This window comes from Corticimicrobacter populi, from assembly GCF_003123725.1.
In the GTDB taxonomy this organism is placed as follows: Bacteria; Pseudomonadota; Gammaproteobacteria; order Burkholderiales; family Burkholderiaceae_B; genus Corticimicrobacter; species Corticimicrobacter populi.
In genome coordinates this window covers 412,255-435,995 of sequence record NZ_QETA01000001.1, presented here as the reverse complement: position 1 = coordinate 435,995, position 23,741 = coordinate 412,255, and the positions used below count along the sequence as shown (strand labels likewise).

Sequence of the window (23,741 nt, the reverse complement as noted above, 5' to 3'; positions counted from 1 at the left end):
ATTGGAATGAATCGGGAAATGATAGCGTGCGTAAAAACGCTCGATATTTGGGTATTGATACGATAGGATAACGGGTTAGATAATCTTTTGCCGATTTTTCCCATATTTACTGTATTTTCGTACAGTATAACAGGACATATTGCGTAATGCCGAACGGACAGAACCGCCAGCCCAGGGATTCCGATTCCGCCCCCCGCACCGAACACAGCCACCGCACAGGCTCCTTCCTCCGTCTCGGCAAACTGCAGCGCACGGTCCTGGCTGCCGCCGTGGCGCTCTTCGGCACCGCTGCCGCCATCGGCATGGTACCGCCCGACGATGCCAGTGATCTTCCTGCACGCCGTACGGTATCCAGCATCGTTCCACTGACATTCGAATTGCCGGCCACCGATATCGAGGCAGCGCCTGCCACCGCGCCAGACATCGAAGAAGACATCTACATTTCCGAAACCCGCATCCGTTCGGGCGACACCCTGGCCGCCCTGCTGGCACGCCTCGAAATCAACGAACCCGGCCTGCAGCAGTTCCTGACCGTGACGCCCGAGGCCCGTAGCATCTATCGTCTCTACCCCGGACGAACTGTCCAGGCCGCGCACGATGCCAATGGCAAGATGCGCTGGCTGCGCTATATCCATACGCCCGGCACCACCGAGGACGGCAAGGTGATCACGGCCATGCTGCAGGTCGAGGCCAGCGAAGACGGCTTCCGCGCAGAAGAGCTCAAGCACGATACGACCGGGCAGGTGCGGGTCGCCATGGGAACCATCAACAACTCACTGTTCGGCGCTACTGATGCAGCCGGTGTGCCGGACGCCATCACCATGCAGATGGCGGACATTCTGAGCAGCAAGATCGATTTCATTCGCGATCTGCGCAAAGGCGACCAGTTTCGTGTCGTCTACGAAACTCGCATGCACGAAGGCCGTCAGGCCGGCACAGGACGCGTCCTGGCTCTTGAATTCACCAACAAGGGTCAAGAGCACAATGCCGTCTGGTACCAGGCCGACAACGGCAGCGGCAGCTATTATGACCTGGAAGGCAGCAGCCTGAAGGGTACCTTCACGCGCACGCCCCTGCAGTTCACACGCATCAGTTCCAACTTCGGCCGTCGCATGCATCCCATCCACAAATCGTGGCGCATGCACAGTGGCGTTGACTACGCAGCACCGACCGGCACTCCGATCCACGCCACCGCCAATGCCAAGGTCGCCTTCGCGGGCTGGCAAAACGGCTACGGCAATGTCGTGATCCTGCAGCACCACGGCCAATACACCACCCTCTACGCGCACCAGAGCCGGATTGCTCCCGGTATCACCAAGGGCGCATCAATCAGCCAGGGACAGGTCATCGGCTACGTCGGTTCGACGGGATGGGCGACCGGCCCCCACCTGCACTATGAATTCCGCATCGCCAACAAACCGGTTGATCCGCTTTCCATCGACCTGCCCGTCGCCGAGGCGCTGGACAACCGTCAGCTCAACGAATTCCGACGCAGCACCCAGCCCATGCGCGAACAGCTCGAACTGCTGGCCGAGTTCCAGGACGCCATGCCCGACCTCGGCACCGCACTGGCCAGCCGCTGAAGCCGACTCGCCACACGCACTCGGAAAATACGGCCTGCACGCCTTTGTCAGGCCGTTTCTCATACAGTCATGGAACGCTATATCGGCCTGATGTCAGGCACCAGTCTGGATGGAGTTGATGCCGTCATCCTGCAAATCGATGCCGGCACGTCCGACCAGAGCACCCGTTTCCGCATCGAAGCCCATGCCAGCCTGCCGTTGCCGGACGACCTTCGTGCCGAATTGCTAGCGCTGCACGAACCCTCGCATGACGAACTGACCCGCGCCGCACTGGCGGCCAACAGGCTCGCACGCCTTTATGCCCAGGCCTGCGACGACGTACTGCGACATGCCGGCCTCAGTGCCGCCTCGATACGGGCCATCGGCGCGCATGGACAAACCATCCGCCACCGTCCGGACCAGGGCTTTACCCTGCAACTCAATGCCCCTGCCTTGCTGGCGGAACTGACCGGGATTGCCGTGATCGCTGATTTTCGCAGTCGCGATGTCGCCGCCGGCGGCCAGGGTGCCCCACTGGTGCCCGCCTTTCACGCAGCCGCATTCCGACAGTCGGCACCGCAGGCGATCCTGAACCTGGGCGGCATTGCCAATCTGACGATCCTGCGACCGGATGCCGCTCCACAGGGCTTTGACACGGGCCCTGCCAACATGCTGATGGATGCCTGGTGTCTGCGCCACACAAACCAGCCCTATGACCGCGATGGCAACTGGGCAGGCAGCGGCCAATGCCTTCCAGATCTGCTCGCCGCACTGATTTCCAGCGAACCCTGGTTCGACATGACACCGCCGAAATCGACCGGACGCGACCTGTTCAGCCTGCACTGGCTGGACCAGCGGCTGGCCAGCCATCATGGTCACGCCCTGCGTCCAGAAGATGTGCAAGCCACCCTGCTCGCGCTGACCGTACACACTATCTGCCACGACATGGCACGCCACGCTGCCGATGCCAGCAGACTACTGGTATGTGGTGGAGGGGCTGCCAACAGGCATCTGATGCAGGCACTGACGGACGCATTACCCTGCAAGGTGATGCCGACCGACATGCAGGGTATACCTGCACAGCAAGTCGAGGCTGCTGCCTTTGGATGGTTGGCCCACGCTTTTGAACAAGCAATACCCGCAGGCCTGCCCGAGGTCACCGGCGCACGCCGTGCGACCATCCTGGGTGCTCGTTACCCGGCCTGAGTGCCGGGCTACCGGGCCTGAAATGGCGCAAACCCGGTAAAACCGGGATCAGACCGAGAACGAAGACCCGCAACCGCAGGTCGTGGTGGCATTCGGATTGCGGATCACGAACTGGGAACCATCCAGGTCTTCCTTGTAGTCGATCTCTGCCCCCAGCAGGTACTGAAAGCTCATCGGATCGACCAGCAACTGGACGCCACCCTTGTCAAGGGCGGTATCGTCTTCATTCATGACCTCATCGAAGGTGAAGCCATACTGGAAACCCGAGCAGCCCCCGCCCTGGACAAACACCCGCAGCTTGAGATCGGGATTGCCTTCCTCCGCCAGCAGGTCCTTGACCTTGGCGGCGGCGGCATCCGTAAAGACAATGGGCACCGGCGGTGCTTGCAGATCGACGGTTTCTGTCACTGTGCTCATGATGTACTCCTGCGATCCGCTCCGGATCGCTTGAAAAGACATCCCATCAGGCAACCGATTGGCCAAATGGGATTGATGAAAACTATTATGCAACAAACCTGGATCAGCGTGAAGCTGCCCAGTCCTCAGAGTGACAATTGCTGCGTATGTGCCGCACGCACGCTATCCCCTTCCAGCACCTGCACCGTCACGCTTTCGGGCACAAAACCAGGCGGAATGGCCAGCACGCCCTGGTTGCGCTGATACTGGTCAAAACGCAACACCAGTGCGGCATTGTGCATCTCGCTTGCCTCCGTGCCCGCCTCGGTCGAGGCATTGCTACCCGAAGCCGCGCCGGCAACTGCGCCTACTGCACTGCCTGCCGCCGTAACCGGATGCAGGGCGATCGTGACCGGACTGCCATTCTGCAGACCAGTCGCAGAAAACCGCAACAGACCACTGAACTCCGGCAGCCCCTGCCCCTGACGCGTGACCAGGGTCGTAAAACTCAGCGCATCCCCCTGCAACTTGACATCCATGCCACGCACGCTGACGGATCCTGCAGGACCGGGCGGCAACAGTTGCTCGAAAAAGGCCAATCGTTCGCGCAGACCACCGATTTCTTCCTGCAAGGCACGCATGGACTGCTCCATGGTCTGCCGAGCCCCTTGTTCGATGGCTATCTGACCATCGGCCGTATCCAGTTGCGCACGCAGGAACCGCAATTCAGCTTCCTTTTGCTGCACATTGGCCTGCAGGGCACGTTCTTCAGGTGTCGAGGCCGTACCTGCCACGGGTGTTGCCACAGGTGTCGGCTTCAAGACAAACCACCAGAACACCAGGCCGCACAGCAAGGCACCGACCACGGCTCCCAGCGCAAAGACGGCATAATCATGATGACGTCGCCGACGACGCACACGACTCGCCACCGGCGCAACCTCGAGATCAGCCTGACCTGCGGCAGGCATGCGACTTTCTTCCATTACGGCAGGATGGCAACCTGTTCCAGCCCTGTCGTTTCGGGCAGACCGCACAGCAGATTCATGTTCTGCACGGCCTGACCGGATGCACCCTTGACCAAGTTATCCTGCACGACCAGGATGACCAGTTGGTCACCCCCACCCGGACGATGCACGGCAATGCGAACCATGTTCGATGCGCGCACAGAACGCGTTTCGGGCGTGCTGCCTGCCGGCAACATATCCACGAACGGCTCATCCGCGTAGCGGGCCTCGAACAAAGCCTGAAAATCGATATCGAGGGCTTCGGGACGAATGCGCGCATAGAGTGTCGAATGCATACCTCGCACCATGGGCACCAGATGCGGCACGAAGGTCAGGCCGACCGGCGCACTCGACATGCGGTCGAGCTGCGCAACGATTTCAGGATGGTGGCGATGCCCCGAGACGCCATAGGCCTTGAAAGAGTCGCTGGCCTCGGAAAACAGGGTATGCACCTCGGCCTTGCGGCCGGCTCCGGTCACGCCGGACTTGCAATCGGCAATCAATGTAGCCGTATCGACCAACGCCGATCCGCCTTCGAGCAACGGTGCCAGCCCCAGCAGAACCGTGGTCGGATAGCAGCCGGGATTGCCGATCACCCGTGCCTGACGGATGGCCGCCCGGTTAAGCTCGGGCAAACCATACGCAGAAGCCGCCAGGATATCCGGACAGGTATGCGGTACCTTGTACCACTGCTCGAAGACCTGCACATCCTTGAGACGGAAATCTGCTGCCAGATCGATGATGCGCACACCCTTGTCGAGCAACTCGCGGGCCTGCTGCATGGCGACACCATGCGGTGTCGCGAAGAAAACCACATCGCACTGGTCAAGCCCTGCCTTGTCGGGCGCACTGAACGCCAGATCGACATGACCGCGCAGGTTGGGGAACATGCGGGCCACCGGCACGCCATCTTCCTGGCGCGAGGTAATCGCCTGCAGGGCGACATTGGGGTGTGCCGACAGCAGGCGCAGCAGCTCGACACCGGTATAGCCGGTGCCGCCCACGATACCTACCTTGATAGGGGAGCCAGAAATTTGGGACATGATCAGTGCTGCCTGTGATGTGAGACTACGCTATCGTACAAGTATAAAGGAAGCCAGCCCGCCTGGATCGGCAGACCCTGCTGCCGGTCAGGACAATAGCCGGACGATATCAATCGCGCCGCAGCGGCAAGCCGGCTGCCAGGGAAAGCCGGCGCCGCTCGGCTCTGACCTTGGCACCATAGCCGCCATCGCCCGGGCCGGTCGCGCCGACATAGCAGGCCAGACCGCCATCGACGGATCCGCGCCGCTGGATGCAGTCGCGCAGAATACGAGTACCGACATGAATATTGGCCAGGGGATTGAGCGCATGCCCTCCTTCGCCAAGTGCGTCGAACTTGTCGTGATGCACGCGCGTCATGACCTGCATCAGGCCCTGTGCCCCCACATGGCTTTCTGCAAAGGGGTTGTAGCGCGACTCGATCGCCATGACGGCCAGCACCAGAACCGGATCGATGTCGAAGCGGCGCGCTGCCTCGAAGGCACCGGCGACCATCATGCCCGTGGCGTCATAGGCCACCTTGTACTTGCGGGCGATATAGCTGCGCAGCGCATCCAACTGTTCAGCCGACACTTCCGCCCCCGCCGCATTGCCAATGCGACCATCATCCTGCAGGGCGCGCATCATGTCGAGATCGCCGACCGCATCACCAGACAGGCTGTCCTCGTCGCTGCCGCGCCCGGCCACGCCGTAGCTGTCCCGGCCGGCCATGCTCTCGAATACGCTGAGCGCCGCCTCGTGGGCCTCGTAAAGTCGCGCCCGCATATCGGGCATGACCATGACCATCATGCCTGCAACCAGCACCAGGATGCCCGAGTAAATCGCGGCAGAACGCAGGAACTCCGCAGCCAGATGCTGGGCGTTGCGCCACATGCGCCATGAATCGGTAGACTTGAACAAGCTGGCCATATGTTTCCATTCCATAAGGCCAAGGTCGGTGTTAACCTTGGCGATTGAACAGGCCCCTCCCGCGCCAATAGCGCGCCATACTGTAACACCTTTGCAGGAATCCCCCGTGAATTACCGCGATCTACGAGACTTCATCCTCCAACTCGAACAGGATGGAGAACTGAAGCGGATTGCCGAGCCCGTCTCGTCCCATCTCGAAATCACCGAGATCAGCGACCGCGTACTGCAGGCCGGCGGCCCGGCACTGCTGTTCGAACAGGTCCTGCACCAGGGCCGTCCGGCACACATGCCGGTACTGACCAATCTTTTCGGCACGGCCAAACGTGTCGCTCGCGGCATGGGAGCAGAAGACGTCGCCGCCCTGCGCGACATCGGCGAACTGCTGGCCTCGCTCAAGGAGCCCGAACCGCCCAAGGGCCTGCGCGACGCGCTCGGCAAACTGTCGATGCTCAAGTCGGCACTCTGGGACATGAGTCCCAAAACGGTACGCAACCCAGATTGCCAGGATATCGTGATTGAGGCCCAGGATGTGGACCTCAACCAGCTACCGATCCAGACCTGCTGGCCTGGCGACGTTGCACCGCTGCTGACCTGGGGACTGGTCATCACGCGCGGCCCCAATGCCCGCCGCCAGAACCTGGGCATCTACCGCCAGCAGCCCATCGGCCGCAACAAGCTGATCATGCGCTGGCTGTCGCATCGTGGCGGTGCGCTCGATTTTCGGGACCATGCACGGGCCAACCCCGGCCAGCCCTTTCCGGTAGCCGTCGCGCTGGGGGCCGACCCCGCCACCACGCTGGGGGCCGTCACGCCGGTGCCCGACAGCCTGTCCGAATACCAGTTCGCAGGCCTGTTGCGCGGTGCCCGCACCATGGTCGCAGAGGCACTGGGCAGCGACCTGTCGGTTCCGGCCACTGCCGAGATCATCCTGGAAGGCCATATCCTGCCCAGCTCCGACCCGCGCGCCATCACGCACGAGGTGCCGGAAGGCGTCAATCCGCCGCCCGATAATGGCTACGAAATGGCCCTCGAAGGTCCTTACGGCGACCATACCGGCTACTACAATGAGCAGGACTGGTTCCCGGTCTTCACGGTCGAGCGTATCACCATGCGCCGCCAGCCGTTCTACCATTCCACCTACACGGGCAAACCGCTCGACGAGCCCGCCATTCTGGGCCTGGCCTTCAATGAAGTGTTCGTGCCGCTGCTGCGCCGCCAGTTGCCGGAAATCGTCGACTTCTACCTGCCGCCCGAAGGCTGCAGCTACCGTTTGGCGGTGGTATCGATCAAGAAACAGTACGCCGGCCACGCCAAGCGCGTCATGTTCGGCATCTGGAGCATCCTGCGCCAGTTCATGTATACCAAGTTCATCGTGGTAGTAGACGAAGACATCGATCCGCGCAACTGGAAAGATGTGATCTGGGCCATGACCACCCGCATGGATCCGGTACGCGATACGGTACTGGTCGAGAACACGCCCATCGATTACCTGGATTTTGCCTCGCCTGTCTCTGGCCTGGGCGGCAAGATGGGCATGGATGCCACCAACAAGTGGCCGGGTGAAACCCAGCGCGAATGGGGCCAGCCCATCGTGATGGACCCTGCCGTCAAGCAGCGTGTCGATGCGATCTGGTCCCGTCTGGGATTGTAGTCAGCGAAAAAAATGCATCCACTCAGTCGAGCGGATGCATTTTGCCTTCAATCGTTGCGATTGCGGCGCAGCAAACGCCATCCCACCAGGGCACCTGCGCCCAGCTTGAGCAGCTTGCCGAAACGGCTGCCACCCGACAGCAGCCAGGCAGGGCCTGCCGAAGCCAGCATCGGGTAGCGACGCAGCAGGCGCCACACGACCAGCAGCGAATTGCCATTGAGTGCCAGCGAGGGCACGATCTGCCGCAACCATGAGGCCGGCTGTAGGGCACGCCGCGCGCCGGCGGCATGCTGCAGCAGTTCAGCCCGCTCGATCGCGGCCTGGGTCTGCAGCCAGGCCTTGCGCGTGGCCAGTTGCACGAAGCGCCCTTTACTCATCCCGATATCCCCCTGCTGGCGGTACGTGCGCGCTGACCGCTGCCCCCAGGGCATCGGCATCGCGGCCCAGTTCCTGGATAGTAGCGGCAAACGGCTGGGAAATGGCATCGAGCTGGCGTCTTGCGGACAGCAGCAGCCAGCCTCCCAGCACAGCATAGAACAGTGCCAGCAGGCCCAGGGCAAGATAGCGATACTCTGTCGCCCAGAACCAGACGGCCACCAACAACGAGAACACCAGCAAGGCCAGCGTCAGGAAAATGGCTGCGGCGAACGCCAGACCTATGGCCTGGAAAAGCCGCCCGCGCACTTCGGCCAGTTCCAGCCCGAAGAGTTCGAGCCGCGTGCGGAGCATGGCGGCCAAGCTGGCCGCAATCATGCCCAGTTGACGGCGCAGGCTCATGTCAGCGGCGCGTCAGCAGTCCGAGCAGGAAGCCTGCGACGGCTGCTGCACCAATGGCCTGCCAGGGTTTGTCGTGCACATATTCGTCGGTGGCGCGCACCGCCTTGCGGCCGCGGGCCAGCACTTCTTCCTGGGCATCCTGCAGCGTGAGGCGCGTGCTCTTGAGAGAATTGAGCGCCTTTTCGCGCAGCTCAGAGGCCTTGTCTCCGGTGCTGGAAGCTGCCTCTTTCAGGAGCTTTTCGGCCTCGTCGAGGCTGGTACGCACGCTTTCGATCAGGGTGTCCTTGGGATCCGTGGTTTCGGTTGCAGTCTTGCGAGTAGCCATGCTTATCTCCTGTGGATTGTGCCAATGAGAAGATTTCATCATAGCAGGCCAGGCCAAAATGTCCACTTCCAGCATATAAAGGTTAAGCATATTTCGAAAAGAAATAAAAAGTCCTGAACTCACAAGCCAGATGACATAATCTCGGACTTTTCGCCTCTGCCTTTTCCAGCCATACCACCAGCATGAATCTGTATCCCGTTTTCCTAGATCTGAAAGACCGGGCCGTTCTGGTGGTCGGTGGCGGCGAAGTGGCCGAACGCAAGGCAGAGATGCTGCTTTCAGCCGGTGCCAGACTATCGGTGGGTGCTCCAGACCTGACCCCCGTGCTGACAGCATGGCGTGACGAGGGGCGGATACGACATCTTGATGGCTCCTTCGCAGCCGACTGGCTGGATGATGCCTGGCTGGTGATTGCCGCCACCGACGACGGCGAACTGAACCAGCGCATCGCCGCGCTCGGTGAGGCCCGCCGGATATGGGTCAATGTCGTGGACAATGCCGGCCTGTCCGGCTTTCAGGTTCCCGCCGTGATTGACCGATCACCCGTACAGATCGCCATTTCCTCGGCCGGTATTGCCCCGATGCTGGCACGCCGATTGCGAGAACAGATCGAAACGCTGTTCGATCATTCTCTCGGTACGCTGGCCCAGCTGCTGCAACGCCACCGCAACGCCATCCGTCAGGCCTATCCGCAACTGGGACCGCGCCGGACCTTCTACAGTTGGCTGCTCGACAGCCCCATCGCCAATCTGGTGCGCCAGTCGCGCCCGGAAGCTGCCGAGGCAGCATTGCGGCAAGCGCTGGCAGAACCCGATGCATTTGCCCCCAAAGGCAAAGTCAGCCTGGTGGGTGCAGGCCCCGGCGACCCGGGGTTGCTCACACTCAAGGCGCTGCGTGCACTGAATGAAGCAGACGTGATTCTGTATGACCGGCTGGTCAGCCCCGATATCCTGGCCATGGCACGGCGTGATGCGCACCGCATCGATGTCGGCAAGCATCCAGGCCAAAATCACCGGCAGACTCAATTGCATATCCACGAACAGATGATCGAGTATGCCCAACAGGGGCTGCACGTCGTCCGCCTGAAAGGTGGCGATGCCTTCATTTTCGGCCGTGGCGGCGAAGAATTGCAACACCTCAAGGCCCATGGCGTACCTTACTGTGTCATTCCAGGCATCACGGCTGCGCTGGCCTGTGCAGCCTACAGCGGGATTCCGCTGACACACCGCGAACATGCACAGTCGGTGCATCTGATCACCGCACACACCAAGGGCAGCGCTGCCGAACCCGACTGGGCCGCCCTGTCACGCTCCAGCCAGACGCTGGTGTTCTACATGGGTGTCAGCCAGCTCGACCTGATCCGCAGCAGGCTGCAAGATCATGGACACGATGCAAGCACGCCCTGCGCCCTGATCGAGCAGGGCAGCATGCCTCACCAGCGCACGCTGATTGGCACGCTGGATACCATGCCGGTGTTGGCCCGCCAGCACAATATTGCCGCCCCCGCGCTGCTGATCGTTGGCGATGTCGCACAACTGGGTGAAGAACTGCACTGGTATGGGCAGTTGCTGGACACTGCGACCGTACCTGCTGCACACCCGCCGGCGCAAGCCTGAGCCGGCCGCACATTCTGTGGACTATCTGACAATGCGCAGGGGCATAAGCACCTGGCACCTGCTGTTGGGCATGGGACTGGCGGGCTATGGCCTGGCACTGTCCTTCGGACACCTTGATGCGCTCGCCCTGCCCTGGCTTGGACTGCTACTGATCGCCGCCGTGGCCGTTCACAAGAGCAGTAGGCAGGACCTGCAGATCACAGGGCATCTTCTGTTCATTGTCATGACCGCTGGCCTGGCCCTGCACCTGCTGCCCGGCTTCGGCAATGCCGCCATATTGCAGCATGTCCGCAATGCGCCCGATACCGTCCCTTACTCGCTGTATCTCAACCTCGACAAACCCCTGATCGGTCTCTGGCTGCTGCTGGCATGTCCGTGGATTGTCGGCCCATACGCATTGCGACAGGCTGCCGCATCAGTCCCTGCTATCGCCCTCGCCACCCTTGCCGTGTGCCTGGGGCTGGCATGGGGTGCAGGCTGGATCGCGTGGGCACCGGGACTAGGGCCCGCCGCGGCACTCTGGATTGCCAGCAACCTACTGCTGACCTGCCTGACCGAAGAAGCCCTGTTCAGGGGCTATGTGCAGGGTGGATTGACCCGCCAGGGTGGCATCGCCGCTCGCTGCGCCCTGCCTGCCTCTGCACTGCTGTTCGGCCTGGCACATGCCCCGGGCGGCTGGCCCTGGATACTGCTGGCCGGCGTGGCAGGACTGGGCTATGGCATCGCCTATCGACGTGGCGGACTGGCTGCCAGCGTGGCAGTGCACTTTATCGTCAACCTGGCACACTACGGGCTGTTCAGCTACCCCATGCTGGTACGCTGAGGCTGATCATTACTGCCTGATCAGCCAGTCGATCAGTGAGTCTTCATACGCGCGGCCGGCGATGGCATTGTCGTGATTGATCATGCTGACCACGATATAGCGCTTGCCGCTGGCACTGGTCACGTAGCCAGCAATGGCGCGGACATCACGCAATGAGCCCGTCTTGAGATGCGCCATGCCCTGTGTATCGCGATCCCGCAGCCGTCGGCGAACCGTTCCGTCCAGTCCCAGAATTGCCATTGACGACACATATTCCGGCATGCGCGGCGACAGCCAGGCTGCTTCCAGCATGTGTCCCAGCGTGGAGGCCGAGACACTGGCCCGACGCGACAGGCCCGCGCCATTATCGATATTGAGACCAGCGACATCGATACCTTGCCGTGCCAGGGTATTGGCAGCGGTCTGAGCTGCCGTCGCGACCTGAGCGGGTCGCTGCCCGGACTCGGCCCCCAGCGTCAGCAGCAGATTGCGCGCCGCCACATTATTGCTGAACTTGTTGATCAGGCTGATGGCCTCAATCAGTGGCGGAGATTCGTGTGCAGCCAGCGGCACCGCATCGACCGGCACCGTACCGTTGCGAATCCGGCCACGCAACTCCCCCCCCAGTTCACGCCAGAGATAACGCAGCACCTGTTCTGTCTGTTCCGGCTGGGATTGCGCCAGGCGATAGAAACTGAATTCACCGCAGGAGCCCGCCACCGTGCCGGCCAGCCGGATGCGAACACCATCAGGCGTAATGACCGGAGTGGTGGACACCACCGGCGCACCGGGACAACGCGCATCACTCCAGGTGACCTCGCCCTCGAAACGCACGCCATTGAGCGGTGGATCCATGACCGGGGTCCACTTGCGTGCCACCGGGTCCGGCAGGAACAGCAGCCGGGTAGCACCAAAGCCCACCATGAATGCATCCGGACTGGCGTTGTAGGCACGATCAGCGGAACCGTCGAACGCACCTGGATCAATCGAGACGGCACCAAACACACTACGATCCACGACGATGTCACCCAGCTGCTTGATACCGCGCAGGCGCAATTCGCGCAACAGGTTCCAGAAGTCCTGGAAACGCAACATGGGATCGCCACTGGCCCGGATGTAGAGGGGGCCATTGAGACGCCCCTGGGCATCTGGCAAGGCTCCCGGATCGGCCAGCATCTCGGTGCGCCAGGTATAGCTGGGCCCAAGTTCGGACAGCGCCGCCCAGGTCGTGACCAGCTTCATGACCGACGCCGGATTGCGGGGCACGTCGGCGCTGATCTGCCACAATGGCGGCTGGCCGACTTCCTGGACATACAGCGACCGGGCCGCTTCCGGCAACCCCGACTTGGCCCAGGCCTGATTGACACTGTCAGGCAATGCCTGCGCCCACGCGCCAGCCGTCGCCATGCAGAACAGCGCGCCTGCCGCCAGCGCACGAAACGACCGGACTGCGCCGGACCTGCTAGCCTTACGATACATACCCATCCACCGCTTCCGTCCGGTTTTGCGATAATGCTGCCTTTCCGCGCTGCAATTGCAGGCGCAGATCCCACATTCAACCCGCACTCAGCCAGTCACGTGACCGCCGATTTCCAACTTTCGGATTTTAACTACGATCTGCCCGCCGAGCTGATCGCCCAGACCCCCGCGACCAGCCGTCGCGGCAGCCGCCTTCTGCACCTGGATGCAGAAAGCCGGCTGCATGACCGGCAATTCGTCGACCTGCCCAATCTGCTGCGCAGCGGCGATCTGCTGGTATTCAACAATACGCGTGTGATCAAGGCCCGCCTGCACGGCCACAAGGCCTCGGGCGGCAAGGTCGAAGTACTGGTCGAGCGCATTCTCGACGGGTTCCGCGCATTGTGTCATGTCCGCGCCAGCAAATCACCGGGCCCCGGCATGTCGTTACATCTTGCCGAGGCATTCGATGCCGAAGTCATCGGCCGCCAGGGAGAGCTCTTCGAGCTGCAGTTTCCGGACGATCCCCTGACGTTGCTTGAGCAGCATGGTGCCTTGCCCTTGCCGCCCTACATCACGCATGCAGCCGATGAGGTCGATGACCAGCGCTACCAGACCGTCTATGCCGCACAGCCCGGTGCCGTCGCCGCACCGACAGCCGGACTGCACTTCGACGAAGCCATGCTGGCCCAGCTCGACGACCAGGGCATTGCCCGGGCATTCGTGACGCTGCACGTCGGTGCCGGGACTTTCCAGCCGGTCCGTGTCGACAACCTGCGCGATCATATCATGCATGCCGAACGTTTCGTCGTCCCAACCGAAGTGCTGGCGCAATGCGCCCGCACCCGTGCGGCAGGCGGACGCGTCATCGCCGTCGGCACCACCAGCGTGCGAGCGCTGGAAGCAGCAGCCGCCCAGGCAGAAGAGGATACCGTCGGCCCGACCCGACAGGGCGATACCCGGCTGTTCATCACGCCGGGCTATCGCTTTCGCGCCGTCGATGCCCTGATCACCAACTTTCACCTGCCACAATCTACCTTGCTGATGCTGGTTTCGGCCCTGGCCGGCATGGAACCGATCCGCCGTGCCTATGCGCACGCCGTTGCCGAGCGCTACCGCTTTTTCAGCTATGGTGACGCCATGTTCATCGAACCGCCCGCAAGCGCCTGACCGCCACGCTGCCACACGATTCCGCTCTGGAACACAACTCACGATACGCCACATGACCGGACTGAACTTTACCCTAGAAGCCACTGATGGCAAGGCCCGCCGCGGCCGCATGACGCTCAACCACGGCGTGGTCGAGACGCCTATTTTCATGCCTGTCGGCACCTATGGCAGCGTCAAGGCCATGCTGCCGCACGAACTGCACGAGATCGGTGCCCAGATCGTACTGGGCAACACCTTTCACCTCTGGCTACGTCCCGGCACGGAAGTCATGGACAAGCACGGCGGGCTGCATGGATTCATGCAATGGAACAAGCCCCTGCTGACCGACTCGGGCGGCTTCCAGGTCTTCAGCCTGCAGGGGATGCGCAAGATTACGGAAGAAGGTGTCCGTTTTGCCTCGCCCATCGATGGTGCCCGGCTGTTCCTGACGCCTGAAGAATCCATGCGCATCCAGCGTTCGCTGAACTCGGACATTGCCATGGTGTTCGACGAATGCACCCCCTACAAGATCAAGGATCGCCCCGCCACGCTCGACGAAGCAGCCCAGTCGATGCGCATGTCGCTGCGCTGGGCCCGCCGTTCGCGCGACGAATTCGACCGCCTGGAGAATCCCAATGCCCTGTTCGGGATTGTCCAGGGTGGCATGTACGAAACACTGCGCGATGAGTCTCTGGCCGGCCTGACCGACATCGGTTTCCACGGCTACGCCATCGGCGGCCTGTCGGTGGGCGAACCCAAGGAAGACATGCTGCGCATCCTCGCGCACACCACACCACGCCTGCCGGCCGACCGTCCACGCTACCTGATGGGCGTAGGCACGCCGGAAGATCTGGTCGATGGTGTAGCCAGCGGTGTCGACATGTTCGACTGCGTGATGCCCAGCCGCAACGCCCGCAATGGCTGGCTGTTCACCCGCTTCGGTGACGTCAAGATTCGCAATGCCCGCTATCGCGACGACACCCAGCCACTGGATGAAAGCTGCAGTTGCCATACCTGCAGCCATTTCAGCCGAGCCTACCTGCACCATCTGCAACGCGCCAACGAAATCACCGGGGCGCGGCTCAACACGCTGCACAACCTGCACTTCTACCTGACCATCATGCGGGAAATGCGCGAAGCCATCTCGGCCGGCACATTCGAGGCGTGGCGCAAACAATTTGCGGCCGACCGCGCACGCGGCGTCTGAACCGCTACAATTACCGGTTATCAAAATTTCACAACCAAGGAGCACACATGATTACTCCCGATACTCTCGGCCTGGTTCTGGCCCAGGCCGCCCCGGCCGAAGGCAACGCGCTGATCGGCATGCTGCCGATCATCCTGATGTTCGTGATCCTCTACTTCCTGATGATCCGCCCGCAGATGAAGCGCCAGAAAGAACAGCGCAACATGATCGAAGCCCTGACCAAGGGTGACGAAGTCGTCACCGCCGGCGGCATCGTCGGCAAGATCACCAAGGTGGGCGACGCCTACCTGACCATCGATATCGCCGAGCACACCGACAAGCCCGTCGAAATCCTGGTCCAGAAGAGTGCAGTCGGCACGCTGCTGCCCAAGGGAACCATCAAAACGCTGTAAGGTCATACCACGATGAACCGCTACCCGCTCTGGAAATATCTCACCGTCGTTGTGGCGGTTGTCATCGGTCTGCTCTACACCCTCCCCAATCTGTACGGTGAATCGCCCGCCGTGCAGGTGTCGAGCGCAAAAAGCGTCGTCCGCGTCGACAGCGCCATGCTCGAACGCGTGCTTGCCACGCTGGATCAAGCCGGTATCGAACATACCGGCGGACAATTTGAGCAAAACGGCCCCGTGGGCACCGTCCGCGTCCGTTTTGCCAATACCGACCTGCAATTGCAGGCGCGTGACCTGATCGAACGCACCCTCAATCCGAATCCGTCCGATCCTTCCTATACCGTGGCGCTGAACCTGCTGTCGGCCTCGCCCGCATGGCTGAGCGCCATCGGTGCCCACCCCATGTATCTGGGCCTGGATCTGCGCGGCGGTGTGCACTTCTTGCTGCAGGTCGACATGCAGGACGCCATGCTCAAGCGCTATGAGCGCCTGTCCACCGATGCCCGTACCATCCTGCGCGATGCCCGCATCGAAGTGAACGGCGTCGAGCGCGCCGGTGACAGCATTGTCGCCACCTTTCCTTCCACCGAGGCTCGTGACCTCGGCCTGACCAAGCTGCGTACAGACCTCGCCGACCTGCAATTCACTGAAATCGATGGCAGCAGCCCGCAGTTGCGCGGCGTCCTGACACCAGCCACCCTGCGGGCCACCCAGGACAATGCCCTGCGCCAGAACATCACCACCCTGCACAACCGGATCAACGAACTGGGCGTGTCCGAGCCCGTGATCCAGCAACAGGGAGCCGACCGCATCGTGGTCCAGTTGCCTGGCGTGCAGGACGTGGCCCGCGCCAAGGAAATCCTCGGTCGCACCGCCACCCTCGAAATCCGCCTGGTCGATGACAGCCCCAGCGCCCAGAGCGCACTGGCCTCGGGCCGCGTGCCCTTCGGACTGGAGCGCTATGATGACCGCGATGGCCGTCCGCTGCTGGTGCGCCGCCAGATCATCCTGACGGGTGAAAACCTGCAGGATGCCCAGCCAGGCCGCGATTCCCAGACCCAGCAGGCCGCCGTGCACCTGACGCTCGACGCCAACGGTTCGCGCATTTTCCGCGACGTGACCCGAGACAACGTCAACAAGCGCATGGCCATTCTGCTGTTCGAAAAGGGCAAGGGCGAAGTCGTGACCGCCCCGGTCATCCGCGGTGAAATCCCAGGTGGTCGCGTGCAGATTTCCGGCAGCATGACCGCCGAGGAAGCCGCCGACGTGGCCCTGCTGCTGCGTGCCGGTTCGCTGGCAGCGCCGATGGAGATCATCGAGGAGCGCACCATCGGCCCGAGCCTGGGTGCCGATAACATTGCTCAGGGCTTCAATGCCACGCTGTACGGCTTCATTGCCATCTCTGTCTTTCTGATCGTTTACTACGCACTGTTCGGGATCTTCTCGACCCTTGGACTGGCACTCAACGTCCTGTTGCTGCTGGCACTGCTGTCACTGCTGCAGGCGACGCTGACACTGCCAGGCATTGCCGCACTGGCCCTGACGCTGGGCATGGCCATTGACGCCAACGTACTGATCAACGAACGCATCCGCGAGGAGCTGCGCGGCGGAGCGTCCCCACAGCAAGCAATCAATCTCGGCTTCGAACGGGCCTGGGGCACGATTCTCGACTCCAATCTCACGACCCTGATCGTCGGTGTTGCGCTGCTGGCATTCGGTTCGGGTCCGGTACGCGGGTTTGCCGTCGTGCACGTGCTGGGTGTGCTGACCTCGATGTTCTCGGCCATCGTTGCCGTGCGCGCACTCGTCAATCTCTGGTACGGCAGTCGCAAGAAGCTGCAGAAGCTCTCGATCGGCCAAGTCTGGAAGCCCAAGGACTGACGCCGGCCCTGCCGCCCGAACACATTACGAGCCAATACCATGGAACTGTTTCGCATACATCGCACCATCCCGTTCATGCGTCATGCGCTGATCCTGAACCTGATCAGCCTGATTACCTTTGTCGCCGCCGTGGTTTTCATCGTGCTGCGTGGCTTCAATCTGTCGATTGAATTCACCGGCGGCACGATCATGGAGGTCAACTACCCCCAGACGGCCCAGCTTGACCAGGTACGTTCGGCGGTATCCAGCCTGGGCTACACCGATTTTCAGGTGCAGAACTTCGGCACCTCGCGTGACGTCATGATCCGCCTGCCGCTGGGCGAAGGCCAGACCACCGCCACCCAGAGCGAAAAGGTCATGGAAGCCCTGCGCACGGTCGACAACGGCGTCGAGTTGCGCCGCGTCGAATTCGTCGGCCCCCAGGTCGGCCAGGAACTGGTCTACAACGGCCTGCTTGCCCTGCTGTTCGTCGCTGTCGGCATCATGATCTACCTCGGCTTCCGTTTCGAATGGAAATTCGCCGTGGCCGGTGTGGTTGCCAACCTGCACGACGTGGTCATCATCCTGGGCTTCTTCGCCTTCTTCCAGTGGGAATTCTCGCTGGCCGTGCTCGCTGGCGTGCTGGCCGTACTGGGTTACTCGGTCAACGAGTCCGTGGTCATCATGGACCGGATCCGTGAAAATTTCCGCAAGCAGCGCAAGATGGAAGTCGCCGAAGTGATCGACAGTTCGATCACCCAAACCATCTCGCGTACCATCATCACCCACGGCTCGACCCAGATGGTGGTGCTGTCGATTTTCTTCTTCGGCGGCCCGACGCTGCATTACTTCGCCATGGCCCTGACCATCGGCATCTGGTTCGGCATCTACTCCTCGGTCTTCGTCGCCGCCGCCATTGCCATGTGGCTGGGCGTCAAGCGCGAGGATCTGGTCAAGCCGGTCAAGAAAGACGAAGACCCTGCTGCTGAACTGATGAACTAATGAACTGAACAAGGCTGCGCCGAGCTTTTTTGCGCAGCCCTGGACGAACAGCCTCCGGCCTTTTCGTTCACCCACCGGACGCCTCACCTTGCGGGATACGTCCGGCAATTTTTTGAACCACACCATCCCCGCCCCCGGGATATTCACCCGCTACGGCACCGCCATGAAAGAAACTGCCCTCCGCCGCGCAGGCATTGCGCCCGCCCCCGTTCCCACCCAGACCGATGCGCTGTCGGCACTGGCTGTCCCAGAACCCTCAGACGGCTCGCCACGACCGACCCGCAAGCTCTACATCCGCACCTTCGGCTGTCAGATGAACGAGTACGACTCGGACAAGATGGCCGATGTCCTGCATGCCGATCAGGGTCTGGAGCTGACACAGACGCCGGAAGAGGCCGATATCATCCTGTTCAATACCTGTTCGGTGCGTGAAAAAGCCCAGGAGAAAGTCTTCTCCGATCTGGGCCGCGTGCGCGACCTGAAACGCAAGAACCCGGAGCTGATCATCGGCGTGGGCGGCTGTGTCGCCAGCCAGGAAGGCGAGGCCATCGTCAAGCGGGCACCCTATGTCGACGTGGTATTCGGCCCCCAGACGCTGCACCGCTTGCCCGAACTGATCGCGCGCCGCCGTGAGCAGGGGCGCTCGCAGGTAGACATCAGCTTTCCCGAAATCGAAAAATTCGATGCCATGCCGCCTCCGCGTGTCGAGGGGCCGTCGGCATTCGTCTCGATCATGGAAGGTTGCAGCAAGTATTGCAGCTTCTGTGTGGTGCCCTATACGCGCGGGGCTGAAGTGTCGCGTCCGTTCGATGACGTGCTGCTGGAGGTTGCCGACCTGGCAGACCAGGGCGTGCGCGAAGTCACGCTGCTGGGGCAGAACGTCAACGCCTATCGCGGCAGCATGGGCGACAGCGGCGAAATCGCCGATTTCGCCATGCTGCTCGAATACTTGCACGAAATTCCCGGACTGGAGCGGATTCGCTACACCACGTCCCATCCCAAGGAAATGACGCCCCGGCTGATCGCTGCCTACGGCAAACTGCCCAAGCTGGTGTCATTCCTGCACCTGCCTGTGCAAGCCGGCAGTGATCGTATCCTGGCCGCCATGAAGCGCGGCTACACCACGCTCGAATTCAAGTCCATCGTCCGCAAGCTGCGTGCCGTGCGCCCTGATCTGTCGCTATCGTCCGACTTCATCGTGGGTTTTCCGGGAGAAACCGAGGATGATTTCGAGAAGACCATGAAACTGATCGAAGATGTCGGCTTCGACCAGTCATTCTCGTTTGTCTATTCGCGCCGCCCCGGTACGCCGGCAGCAGACCTGCTCGATGACACCCCACAGGACGTCAAGCTCAAGCGGCTGCAACGACTGCAGGCCCATATCAATGAGTATGCCCTGGGCATCAGCCAGTCCATGGTCGGCAGCGTACAGCGCGTACTCGTCGAAGGGCCGTCGCGTCGCGATCCGAACGAGCTGACCGGCAAGACCGAAAACAACCGCTCGGTCAATTTTCCTGCACCGCAGCGCCTGATCGGCCAGATGGTCGATATCGACATTACCGCCGTCACCACCAACACCCTGCGCGGACGTGTCCGCCTGGAGGAAGATCGCGCATGAATACATCCTCATCCTCTCGCCATGCCGGCGGCTCCCGTCTGCCCGTCGTGATCCTGCTCGATGGCGACAACGAACAGTTGTCCAATCTCTGTGGTCCGCTCGATGAAAACCTGCGCCAGCTGGCTGACGGCTGGGGCGTGCGCCTGAGCCGGCGCGGCAGCCGCATCACACTCGATGGCGAACGTGCCGCGCAGGCCGGCCAGGCCGTACGCGTCTTTCACGAACGTGCCGGGCACGGCCCCCTGTCGGTCGACGACATCCAGTTGGGGCTGGTCGAAATGGGCGCTGGACGACCGCAGGACAGCATCCCTGAGCCCGCAGACAATATCACCACGCCTGACACAGCCAGCAGCGGCATAGCCATGGACAGTCCTATCGTGCTGCGTACCCGCAAGAGCGATCTGCGGCCCCGCACACCCCGCCAGCGCGAATATCTGCAGAACATCCTGGATCACGACATCACCTTTGGCGTAGGGCCTGCCGGCACGGGCAAGACATGGCTGGCCGTGGCCTGCGCCATCGACGCGCTGGAGCGTGAAAGCGTACACCGGCTGATCCTGACCCGGCCCGCCGTCGAGGCAGGCGAACGGCTGGGTTTCCTGCCAGGCGATCTGGCACAGAAGGTCGACCCCTATCTGCGCCCGCTCTACGATGCCCTGTACGACCTGATGGGCATCGAAAAGGTGCAGCGATTGTTTGAGAAACAGACCATCGAAATCGCACCGCTGGCCTACATGCGTGGCCGCACGCTCAACCATGCCTTCGTGATCCTGGACGAAGCCCAGAACACCACACCGGAACAGATGAAGATGTTCCTGACCCGGATCGGCTTCGGCAGCAAGGCCGTCATTACCGGCGACCCCTCGCAAATCGATCTGCCCAAGGGCCAGCAAAGCGGCCTGACGCACGCAGCCCGGGTGCTGGCCAATGTACAGGGGATCGCTACCACGACCTTCACCAGTCAGGATGTGGTACGTCATCCGCTGGTGGCGCGCATCGTCGACGCCTACGATCAAGCTGAGCAACAGACACCGCGCGACAACCGGCACGAAGGCAGACATCGCCATGACTGAGCGCCATCCTTCGGCAAGTGCCCGCAATACGGCACAGGTTGCCGAGACCGCACCGGCCCTGCACTTTTCCGTGCAATACGGCATGCCTGAGACACGCCTGCCACGCTGGAAACTGCGCCGCTGGGCCGAGGCAGCCCTGCGCGACCTGCATCGCCACGACCTGCTGCCGGCCAATGAAGTCGTGCTGACCCTGCGACTGGTCGATGCCGAGGAAGGCCAGTCCCTGAACCGCGACTACCGTGAACGTGACTACGCGACCAATGTACTCACCTTCGAGTACGGCATCGATCCGGATGGCGTCGCGGCTGGCGATATCGTGCTGTGCGTACCGGTGCTGGATCGCGAAGCAGTCGAACAGGGCAAACCGTGGCAGCACCATGCAGCACACCTGACCATACACGGTGTGCTGCATGCGCTGGGCTTTGATCACATCGAGCCCGATGAGGCCGAGGCCATGGAAGCCATCGAAACCCGCATCCTGGCGGGTATGGGCATCGCCGATCCCTATACCGCCTGAGCCAGGAAATCCTCCAGCACGGCCAGTTGTTCTGCCTGCATGAAGGTAGGCGCATGGCCCACGCCTTCGAATTCTGCCAGTTGCGCTCGATCGTGCCGTTCCAGCATTTCATAGGCCGTGCGCCGTGCGAACAGATCCGACTCGTTGCCACGACAAATCAGCACCGGACATTCGAGCGATGCATATGCCTGCCACAGGATCTGCTCGCCCATGGCCAGCGCGGCCCCATCGAGATTGACGGCCAGCGCAATGCCCGGATCGTAGTGCTTGACCCAGCCGGCAGCCGTCTGCACGAACACATGACGCGTCAGCTCCTGCCACTGTGTCTCGCTGTGCGGCCCGAACGATGCCGACACCTGACGAACATACGCCACGGCTAGCTCAAAGGCAGGAAACACCAGTGGCTGAGCCAGGTATTCGGTGATCCGGGCCAGGGCACCGGCCTCCAGATGCGGCCCGACGTCGTTGAGCGTCATGCTGGCAAAACGCAGCTGCCCCAGTTCAGCAGGCATGGGCGACCATGCCCCGTTGGGCTCTGGTCGTATCAACCGGGCCTGCGAGGCACGCGCGCCCGCCAGCCCCAGGCCGATCAGCCCCCCCATGGAAGTCCCTACCCAATGGAGCTCGCGCGGCTGGATACGGGCCAGCAAAGTCAGCATATCGCCAACATATTGCGGAACCGTATAAAATGATGTGTTCGCCAGCCAGTCCGAGCGTCCGCGCCCGACCACATCGGGGCACACCACGCGGTAGCGCCGCGCCAGGCGGCGAGCCAGGGTATCGAAATCCCGACCGGTACGTGTCAGGCCGTGCGCGCACAGCAGGACACGGTCATTATCGGGCGCACCCCACTCCCAGTAGGCCATGCGATGCAGCCCGCCTGGGCTGGAACACAGAACCGCCTGCAGTCGGGGTTCGGTCGTGTCGGACATGAGTGGACTCCCTGTAGATACGCCATCGTGCGGGCATGCCGCCCACCCGAAGCGTTAAAATCGGATTCGAATCCCATTCGCACAATATTAGCGTGATCCGTTGCAACATGTATCGGGATCGCGCACCACAGGATAATTTTGATGGAAGCAGAACGCCAGAACCAGATCGAATCCCGCCTCAACGACTACGCCGAGCGGGCGGGCATTCTTCGGAGGTATCTTTGACTACGATGCCAAGTCTGAACGCCTGGATGTAGTCAACGCCGAACTCGAGGACCCCAACGTCTGGAATGATCCCAAGCACGCTCAGGATCTGGGACGCGAGAAAAAGGCCCTCGAAGACATCGTGCTGACCCTGACCACCCTTGGGCAGGGCATTGCCGACAGCCTCGAGTTGTTCGAAATGGCCAAGGCCGACAGCGATGACGCCACGCTCGAAGCCATCGAGCAGGATGCCGAGGGCTACCGAGAGCTGCTCGAGGGGCTGGAATTCCGCCGCATGTTCAATAACCCGGCCGATCCACTCAACTGCTTCCTGGACATCCAGGCCGGCGCTGGCGGCACCGAGGCTCAGGACTGGGCCTCCATGCTGCTGCGCCAGTACCTCAAGTACGCCGAGCGCAAGGGTTTCGCAGCGCAGATACTGGAAGAATCGGAAGGCGATATCGCCGGGATCAAGTCGGCCACGATCAAGATCGAGGGCGACCATGCCTTCGGCTTCCTGCGTACCGAAACCGGCGTGCATCGCCTGGTACGCAAGAGTCCGTTCGACTCGTCTGGCGGACGCCACACATCCTTTGCCAGCGTCTTCGTCTATCCCGAGATCGACGATTCGTTTGAAATCGAGATCAATCCGGCCGACCTGCGCATCGATACCTACCGCGCCAGCGGTGCGGGTGGCCAGCACATCAACAAGACCGATTCGGCCGTCCGGATCACGCACATGCCCAGCGGCATCGTGGTGCAGTGCCAGAACGACCGTTCTCAGCACCGCAACCGCGCCGAAGCCATGCAGATGCTGAAATCCCGCCTGTACGAGCAGGAAATGCGCAACCGCATGGCCGAGCAGCAGAAACTGGAAGACAGCAAGACCGATGTGGGCTGGGGCCACCAGATCCGTTCCTACGTGCTCGACCAGAGCCGCATCAAGGATCTGCGTACCAACGTCGAAATTTCCAATACCCAGAAAGTCCTGGACGGCGATCTCGATCCCTTCATCCAGGCCAGCCTCAAGCAGGGTGTCTGAG

At 61.9% G+C, this 23,741-nt stretch carries 23 protein-coding genes; 14 read left to right on the top strand and 9 right to left on the bottom strand.

Annotation, left to right across the window (positions count from 1 at the left end; all coding sequences use genetic code 11):
* Nucleotides 1–146: 146 nt before the first annotated feature.
* The gene (locus DD235_RS02000; protein WP_109060375.1) at nt 147–1,583 is read left to right on the top strand and encodes a M23 family metallopeptidase; all 1,437 of its coding nucleotides are present in this window, start codon (nt 147–149) and stop codon (nt 1,581–1,583) included.
* Nucleotides 1,584–1,652: 69 nt separating this feature from the next.
* A complete protein-coding gene (locus DD235_RS01995; RefSeq protein WP_109060374.1) occupies nt 1,653–2,768 on the top strand; it encodes an anhydro-N-acetylmuramic acid kinase in 1,116 nt (371 codons plus the stop codon).
* 48 nt (nt 2,769–2,816) lie between these two features.
* Here DD235_RS01995 and erpA read toward each other — a convergent pair whose 3' ends face one another.
* The 4 genes from erpA to DD235_RS01975 all read right to left on the bottom strand — a co-directional run bounded on the left by erpA (nt 2,817) and on the right by DD235_RS01975 (nt 6,133).
* Nucleotides 2,817–3,185 carry an iron-sulfur cluster insertion protein ErpA gene (gene erpA, locus DD235_RS01990; RefSeq protein ID WP_109060373.1) on the bottom strand — a complete coding sequence of 123 codons (369 nt, stop codon included), beginning with the start codon at nt 3,183–3,185 and terminating at the stop codon, nt 2,817–2,819.
* A 125-nt stretch (nt 3,186–3,310) separates the two neighbouring features.
* On the bottom strand, nt 3,311–4,132 hold the full coding sequence (locus tag DD235_RS01985) for a DUF6776 family protein (RefSeq protein WP_146193379.1): 822 nt from the start codon (nt 4,130–4,132) through the stop codon (nt 3,311–3,313).
* A gap of 14 nt (nt 4,133–4,146) precedes the next feature.
* The gene (gene argC, locus DD235_RS01980) at nt 4,147–5,211 is read right to left on the bottom strand and encodes an N-acetyl-gamma-glutamyl-phosphate reductase (RefSeq protein WP_109060371.1); all 1,065 of its coding nucleotides are present in this window, start codon (nt 5,209–5,211) and stop codon (nt 4,147–4,149) included.
* A gap of 109 nt (nt 5,212–5,320) precedes the next feature.
* Nucleotides 5,321–6,133 (bottom strand): lytic transglycosylase domain-containing protein, encoded by an 813-nt coding sequence (locus DD235_RS01975; protein ID WP_109060370.1) that lies wholly within the window; start codon nt 6,131–6,133, stop codon nt 5,321–5,323.
* A 91-nt stretch (nt 6,134–6,224) separates the two neighbouring features.
* On the opposite strand from DD235_RS01975, the gene DD235_RS01970 reads away from it, so the two are divergent.
* A complete protein-coding gene (locus DD235_RS01970; RefSeq protein WP_109060369.1) occupies nt 6,225–7,769 on the top strand; it encodes a UbiD family decarboxylase in 1,545 nt (514 codons plus the stop codon).
* Nucleotides 7,770–7,816: 47 nt separating this feature from the next.
* Here DD235_RS01970 and DD235_RS01965 read toward each other — a convergent pair whose 3' ends face one another.
* From DD235_RS01965 to DD235_RS01955, 3 genes are read right to left on the bottom strand one after another with little or no spacing between them, the layout of a single operon-like run.
* Complete coding sequence (locus DD235_RS01965) at nt 7,817–8,146, bottom strand: hypothetical protein (RefSeq protein ID WP_109060368.1); 330 nt, start codon at nt 8,144–8,146, stop codon at nt 7,817–7,819.
* Complete coding sequence (locus tag DD235_RS01960) at nt 8,139–8,546, bottom strand: phage holin family protein (protein ID WP_109060367.1); 408 nt, start codon at nt 8,544–8,546, stop codon at nt 8,139–8,141. The genes DD235_RS01965 and DD235_RS01960 overlap by 8 nt, the downstream gene beginning before the upstream one ends.
* A gap of 1 nt (nt 8,547) precedes the next feature.
* On the bottom strand, nt 8,548–8,871 hold the full coding sequence (locus DD235_RS01955; RefSeq protein ID WP_109060366.1) for an ElaB/YgaM/YqjD family protein: 324 nt from the start codon (nt 8,869–8,871) through the stop codon (nt 8,548–8,550).
* A 182-nt stretch (nt 8,872–9,053) separates the two neighbouring features.
* On the opposite strand from DD235_RS01955, the gene cysG reads away from it, so the two are divergent.
* Nucleotides 9,054–10,487: a siroheme synthase CysG gene (cysG, locus tag DD235_RS01950; RefSeq protein WP_109060365.1), complete on the top strand. Its 1,434-nt coding sequence runs from the start codon at nt 9,054–9,056 to the stop codon at nt 10,485–10,487.
* 31 nt (nt 10,488–10,518) lie between these two features.
* Nucleotides 10,519–11,310, top strand: a complete 792-nt coding sequence (locus DD235_RS01945) for a CPBP family intramembrane glutamic endopeptidase (protein WP_109060968.1) — start codon at nt 10,519–10,521, stop codon at nt 11,308–11,310.
* 9 nt (nt 11,311–11,319) lie between these two features.
* Here the strand turns inward: DD235_RS01945 and dacB are convergent, their stop codons facing one another.
* Nucleotides 11,320–12,768: a D-alanyl-D-alanine carboxypeptidase/D-alanyl-D-alanine endopeptidase gene (dacB, locus tag DD235_RS01940; protein ID WP_109060967.1), complete on the bottom strand. Its 1,449-nt coding sequence runs from the start codon at nt 12,766–12,768 to the stop codon at nt 11,320–11,322.
* Between the two features lie 33 nt (nt 12,769–12,801).
* Between dacB and queA the strand changes: the two genes are divergently transcribed.
* The 8 genes from queA to ybeY all read left to right on the top strand — a co-directional run bounded on the left by queA (nt 12,802) and on the right by ybeY (nt 21,562).
* Nucleotides 12,802–13,917 (top strand): tRNA preQ1(34) S-adenosylmethionine ribosyltransferase-isomerase QueA, encoded by a 1,116-nt coding sequence (queA, locus tag DD235_RS01935; RefSeq protein ID WP_109060364.1) that lies wholly within the window; start codon nt 12,802–12,804, stop codon nt 13,915–13,917.
* Nucleotides 13,918–13,969: 52 nt separating this feature from the next.
* Nucleotides 13,970–15,103: a tRNA guanosine(34) transglycosylase Tgt gene (gene tgt, locus DD235_RS01930; RefSeq protein WP_109060363.1), complete on the top strand. Its 1,134-nt coding sequence runs from the start codon at nt 13,970–13,972 to the stop codon at nt 15,101–15,103.
* A 47-nt stretch (nt 15,104–15,150) separates the two neighbouring features.
* Nucleotides 15,151–15,495 (top strand): preprotein translocase subunit YajC, encoded by a 345-nt coding sequence (gene yajC / locus DD235_RS01925; protein WP_109060362.1) that lies wholly within the window; start codon nt 15,151–15,153, stop codon nt 15,493–15,495.
* A 12-nt stretch (nt 15,496–15,507) separates the two neighbouring features.
* Nucleotides 15,508–17,373 (top strand): protein translocase subunit SecD, encoded by a 1,866-nt coding sequence (gene secD, locus DD235_RS01920; protein ID WP_109060361.1) that lies wholly within the window; start codon nt 15,508–15,510, stop codon nt 17,371–17,373.
* Nucleotides 17,374–17,412: 39 nt separating this feature from the next.
* On the top strand, nt 17,413–18,354 hold the full coding sequence (gene secF / locus DD235_RS01915) for a protein translocase subunit SecF (protein ID WP_109060360.1): 942 nt from the start codon (nt 17,413–17,415) through the stop codon (nt 18,352–18,354).
* 163 nt (nt 18,355–18,517) lie between these two features.
* Complete coding sequence (gene miaB, locus DD235_RS01910) at nt 18,518–19,972, top strand: tRNA (N6-isopentenyl adenosine(37)-C2)-methylthiotransferase MiaB (protein WP_109060359.1); 1,455 nt, start codon at nt 18,518–18,520, stop codon at nt 19,970–19,972.
* Complete coding sequence (locus tag DD235_RS01905) at nt 19,969–21,045, top strand: PhoH family protein (RefSeq protein ID WP_109060358.1); 1,077 nt, start codon at nt 19,969–19,971, stop codon at nt 21,043–21,045. The genes miaB and DD235_RS01905 overlap by 4 nt, the downstream gene beginning before the upstream one ends.
* A complete protein-coding gene (ybeY, locus tag DD235_RS01900; protein ID WP_109060357.1) occupies nt 21,038–21,562 on the top strand; it encodes an rRNA maturation RNase YbeY in 525 nt (174 codons plus the stop codon). The genes DD235_RS01905 and ybeY overlap by 8 nt, the downstream gene beginning before the upstream one ends.
* Here ybeY and DD235_RS01895 read toward each other — a convergent pair.
* Complete coding sequence (locus tag DD235_RS01895) at nt 21,550–22,494, bottom strand: alpha/beta fold hydrolase (protein ID WP_109060356.1); 945 nt, start codon at nt 22,492–22,494, stop codon at nt 21,550–21,552. The genes ybeY and DD235_RS01895 overlap by 13 nt on opposite strands.
* 141 nt (nt 22,495–22,635) lie before the next feature.
* Here DD235_RS01895 and prfB point away from each other — a divergent pair.
* Nucleotides 22,636–23,740 (top strand): peptide chain release factor 2 gene (gene prfB, locus DD235_RS01890; RefSeq protein WP_109060355.1). Its coding sequence is split into 2 segments (ribosomal slippage): nt 22,636–22,716 and nt 22,718–23,740, totalling 1,104 coding nucleotides; the frame shifts between segments, so codons are not numbered across the junction.
* Nucleotide 23,741 lies beyond the last annotated feature (1 nt).

Excerpts from the sequence above, each read along its gene's own strand:
- DD235_RS02000 (WP_109060375.1), top strand. The coding sequence starts at position 147 with ATGCCGAACGGACAGAACCGCCAGCCCAGGGATTCCGATTCCGCCCCC.
- DD235_RS01995 (WP_109060374.1), top strand. The coding sequence starts at position 1,653 with ATGGAACGCTATATCGGCCTGATGTCAGGCACCAGTCTGGATGGAGTT.
- erpA (WP_109060373.1), bottom strand. The coding sequence starts at position 3,185 with ATGAGCACAGTGACAGAAACCGTCGATCTGCAAGCACCGCCGGTGCCC.
- DD235_RS01985 (WP_146193379.1), bottom strand. The coding sequence starts at position 4,132 with ATGCCTGCCGCAGGTCAGGCTGATCTCGAGGTTGCGCCGGTGGCGAGT.
- argC (WP_109060371.1), bottom strand. The coding sequence starts at position 5,211 with ATGTCCCAAATTTCTGGCTCCCCTATCAAGGTAGGTATCGTGGGCGGC.
- DD235_RS01975 (WP_109060370.1), bottom strand. The coding sequence starts at position 6,133 with ATGGAATGGAAACATATGGCCAGCTTGTTCAAGTCTACCGATTCATGG.
- DD235_RS01965 (WP_109060368.1), bottom strand. The coding sequence starts at position 8,146 with ATGAGTAAAGGGCGCTTCGTGCAACTGGCCACGCGCAAGGCCTGGCTG.
- DD235_RS01960 (WP_109060367.1), bottom strand. The coding sequence starts at position 8,546 with ATGAGCCTGCGCCGTCAACTGGGCATGATTGCGGCCAGCTTGGCCGCC.
- DD235_RS01955 (WP_109060366.1), bottom strand. The coding sequence starts at position 8,871 with ATGGCTACTCGCAAGACTGCAACCGAAACCACGGATCCCAAGGACACC.
- cysG (WP_109060365.1), top strand. The coding sequence starts at position 9,054 with ATGAATCTGTATCCCGTTTTCCTAGATCTGAAAGACCGGGCCGTTCTG.
- DD235_RS01945 (WP_109060968.1), top strand. The coding sequence starts at position 10,519 with ATGCGCAGGGGCATAAGCACCTGGCACCTGCTGTTGGGCATGGGACTG.
- dacB (WP_109060967.1), bottom strand. The coding sequence starts at position 12,768 with ATGTATCGTAAGGCTAGCAGGTCCGGCGCAGTCCGGTCGTTTCGTGCG.
- queA (WP_109060364.1), top strand. The coding sequence starts at position 12,802 with ATGCTGCCTTTCCGCGCTGCAATTGCAGGCGCAGATCCCACATTCAAC.
- tgt (WP_109060363.1), top strand. The coding sequence starts at position 13,970 with ATGACCGGACTGAACTTTACCCTAGAAGCCACTGATGGCAAGGCCCGC.
- yajC (WP_109060362.1), top strand. The coding sequence starts at position 15,151 with ATGATTACTCCCGATACTCTCGGCCTGGTTCTGGCCCAGGCCGCCCCG.
- secD (WP_109060361.1), top strand. The coding sequence starts at position 15,508 with ATGAACCGCTACCCGCTCTGGAAATATCTCACCGTCGTTGTGGCGGTT.
- secF (WP_109060360.1), top strand. The coding sequence starts at position 17,413 with ATGGAACTGTTTCGCATACATCGCACCATCCCGTTCATGCGTCATGCG.
- miaB (WP_109060359.1), top strand. The coding sequence starts at position 18,518 with ATGAAAGAAACTGCCCTCCGCCGCGCAGGCATTGCGCCCGCCCCCGTT.
- DD235_RS01905 (WP_109060358.1), top strand. The coding sequence starts at position 19,969 with ATGAATACATCCTCATCCTCTCGCCATGCCGGCGGCTCCCGTCTGCCC.
- ybeY (WP_109060357.1), top strand. The coding sequence starts at position 21,038 with ATGACTGAGCGCCATCCTTCGGCAAGTGCCCGCAATACGGCACAGGTT.
- DD235_RS01895 (WP_109060356.1), bottom strand. The coding sequence starts at position 22,494 with ATGTCCGACACGACCGAACCCCGACTGCAGGCGGTTCTGTGTTCCAGC.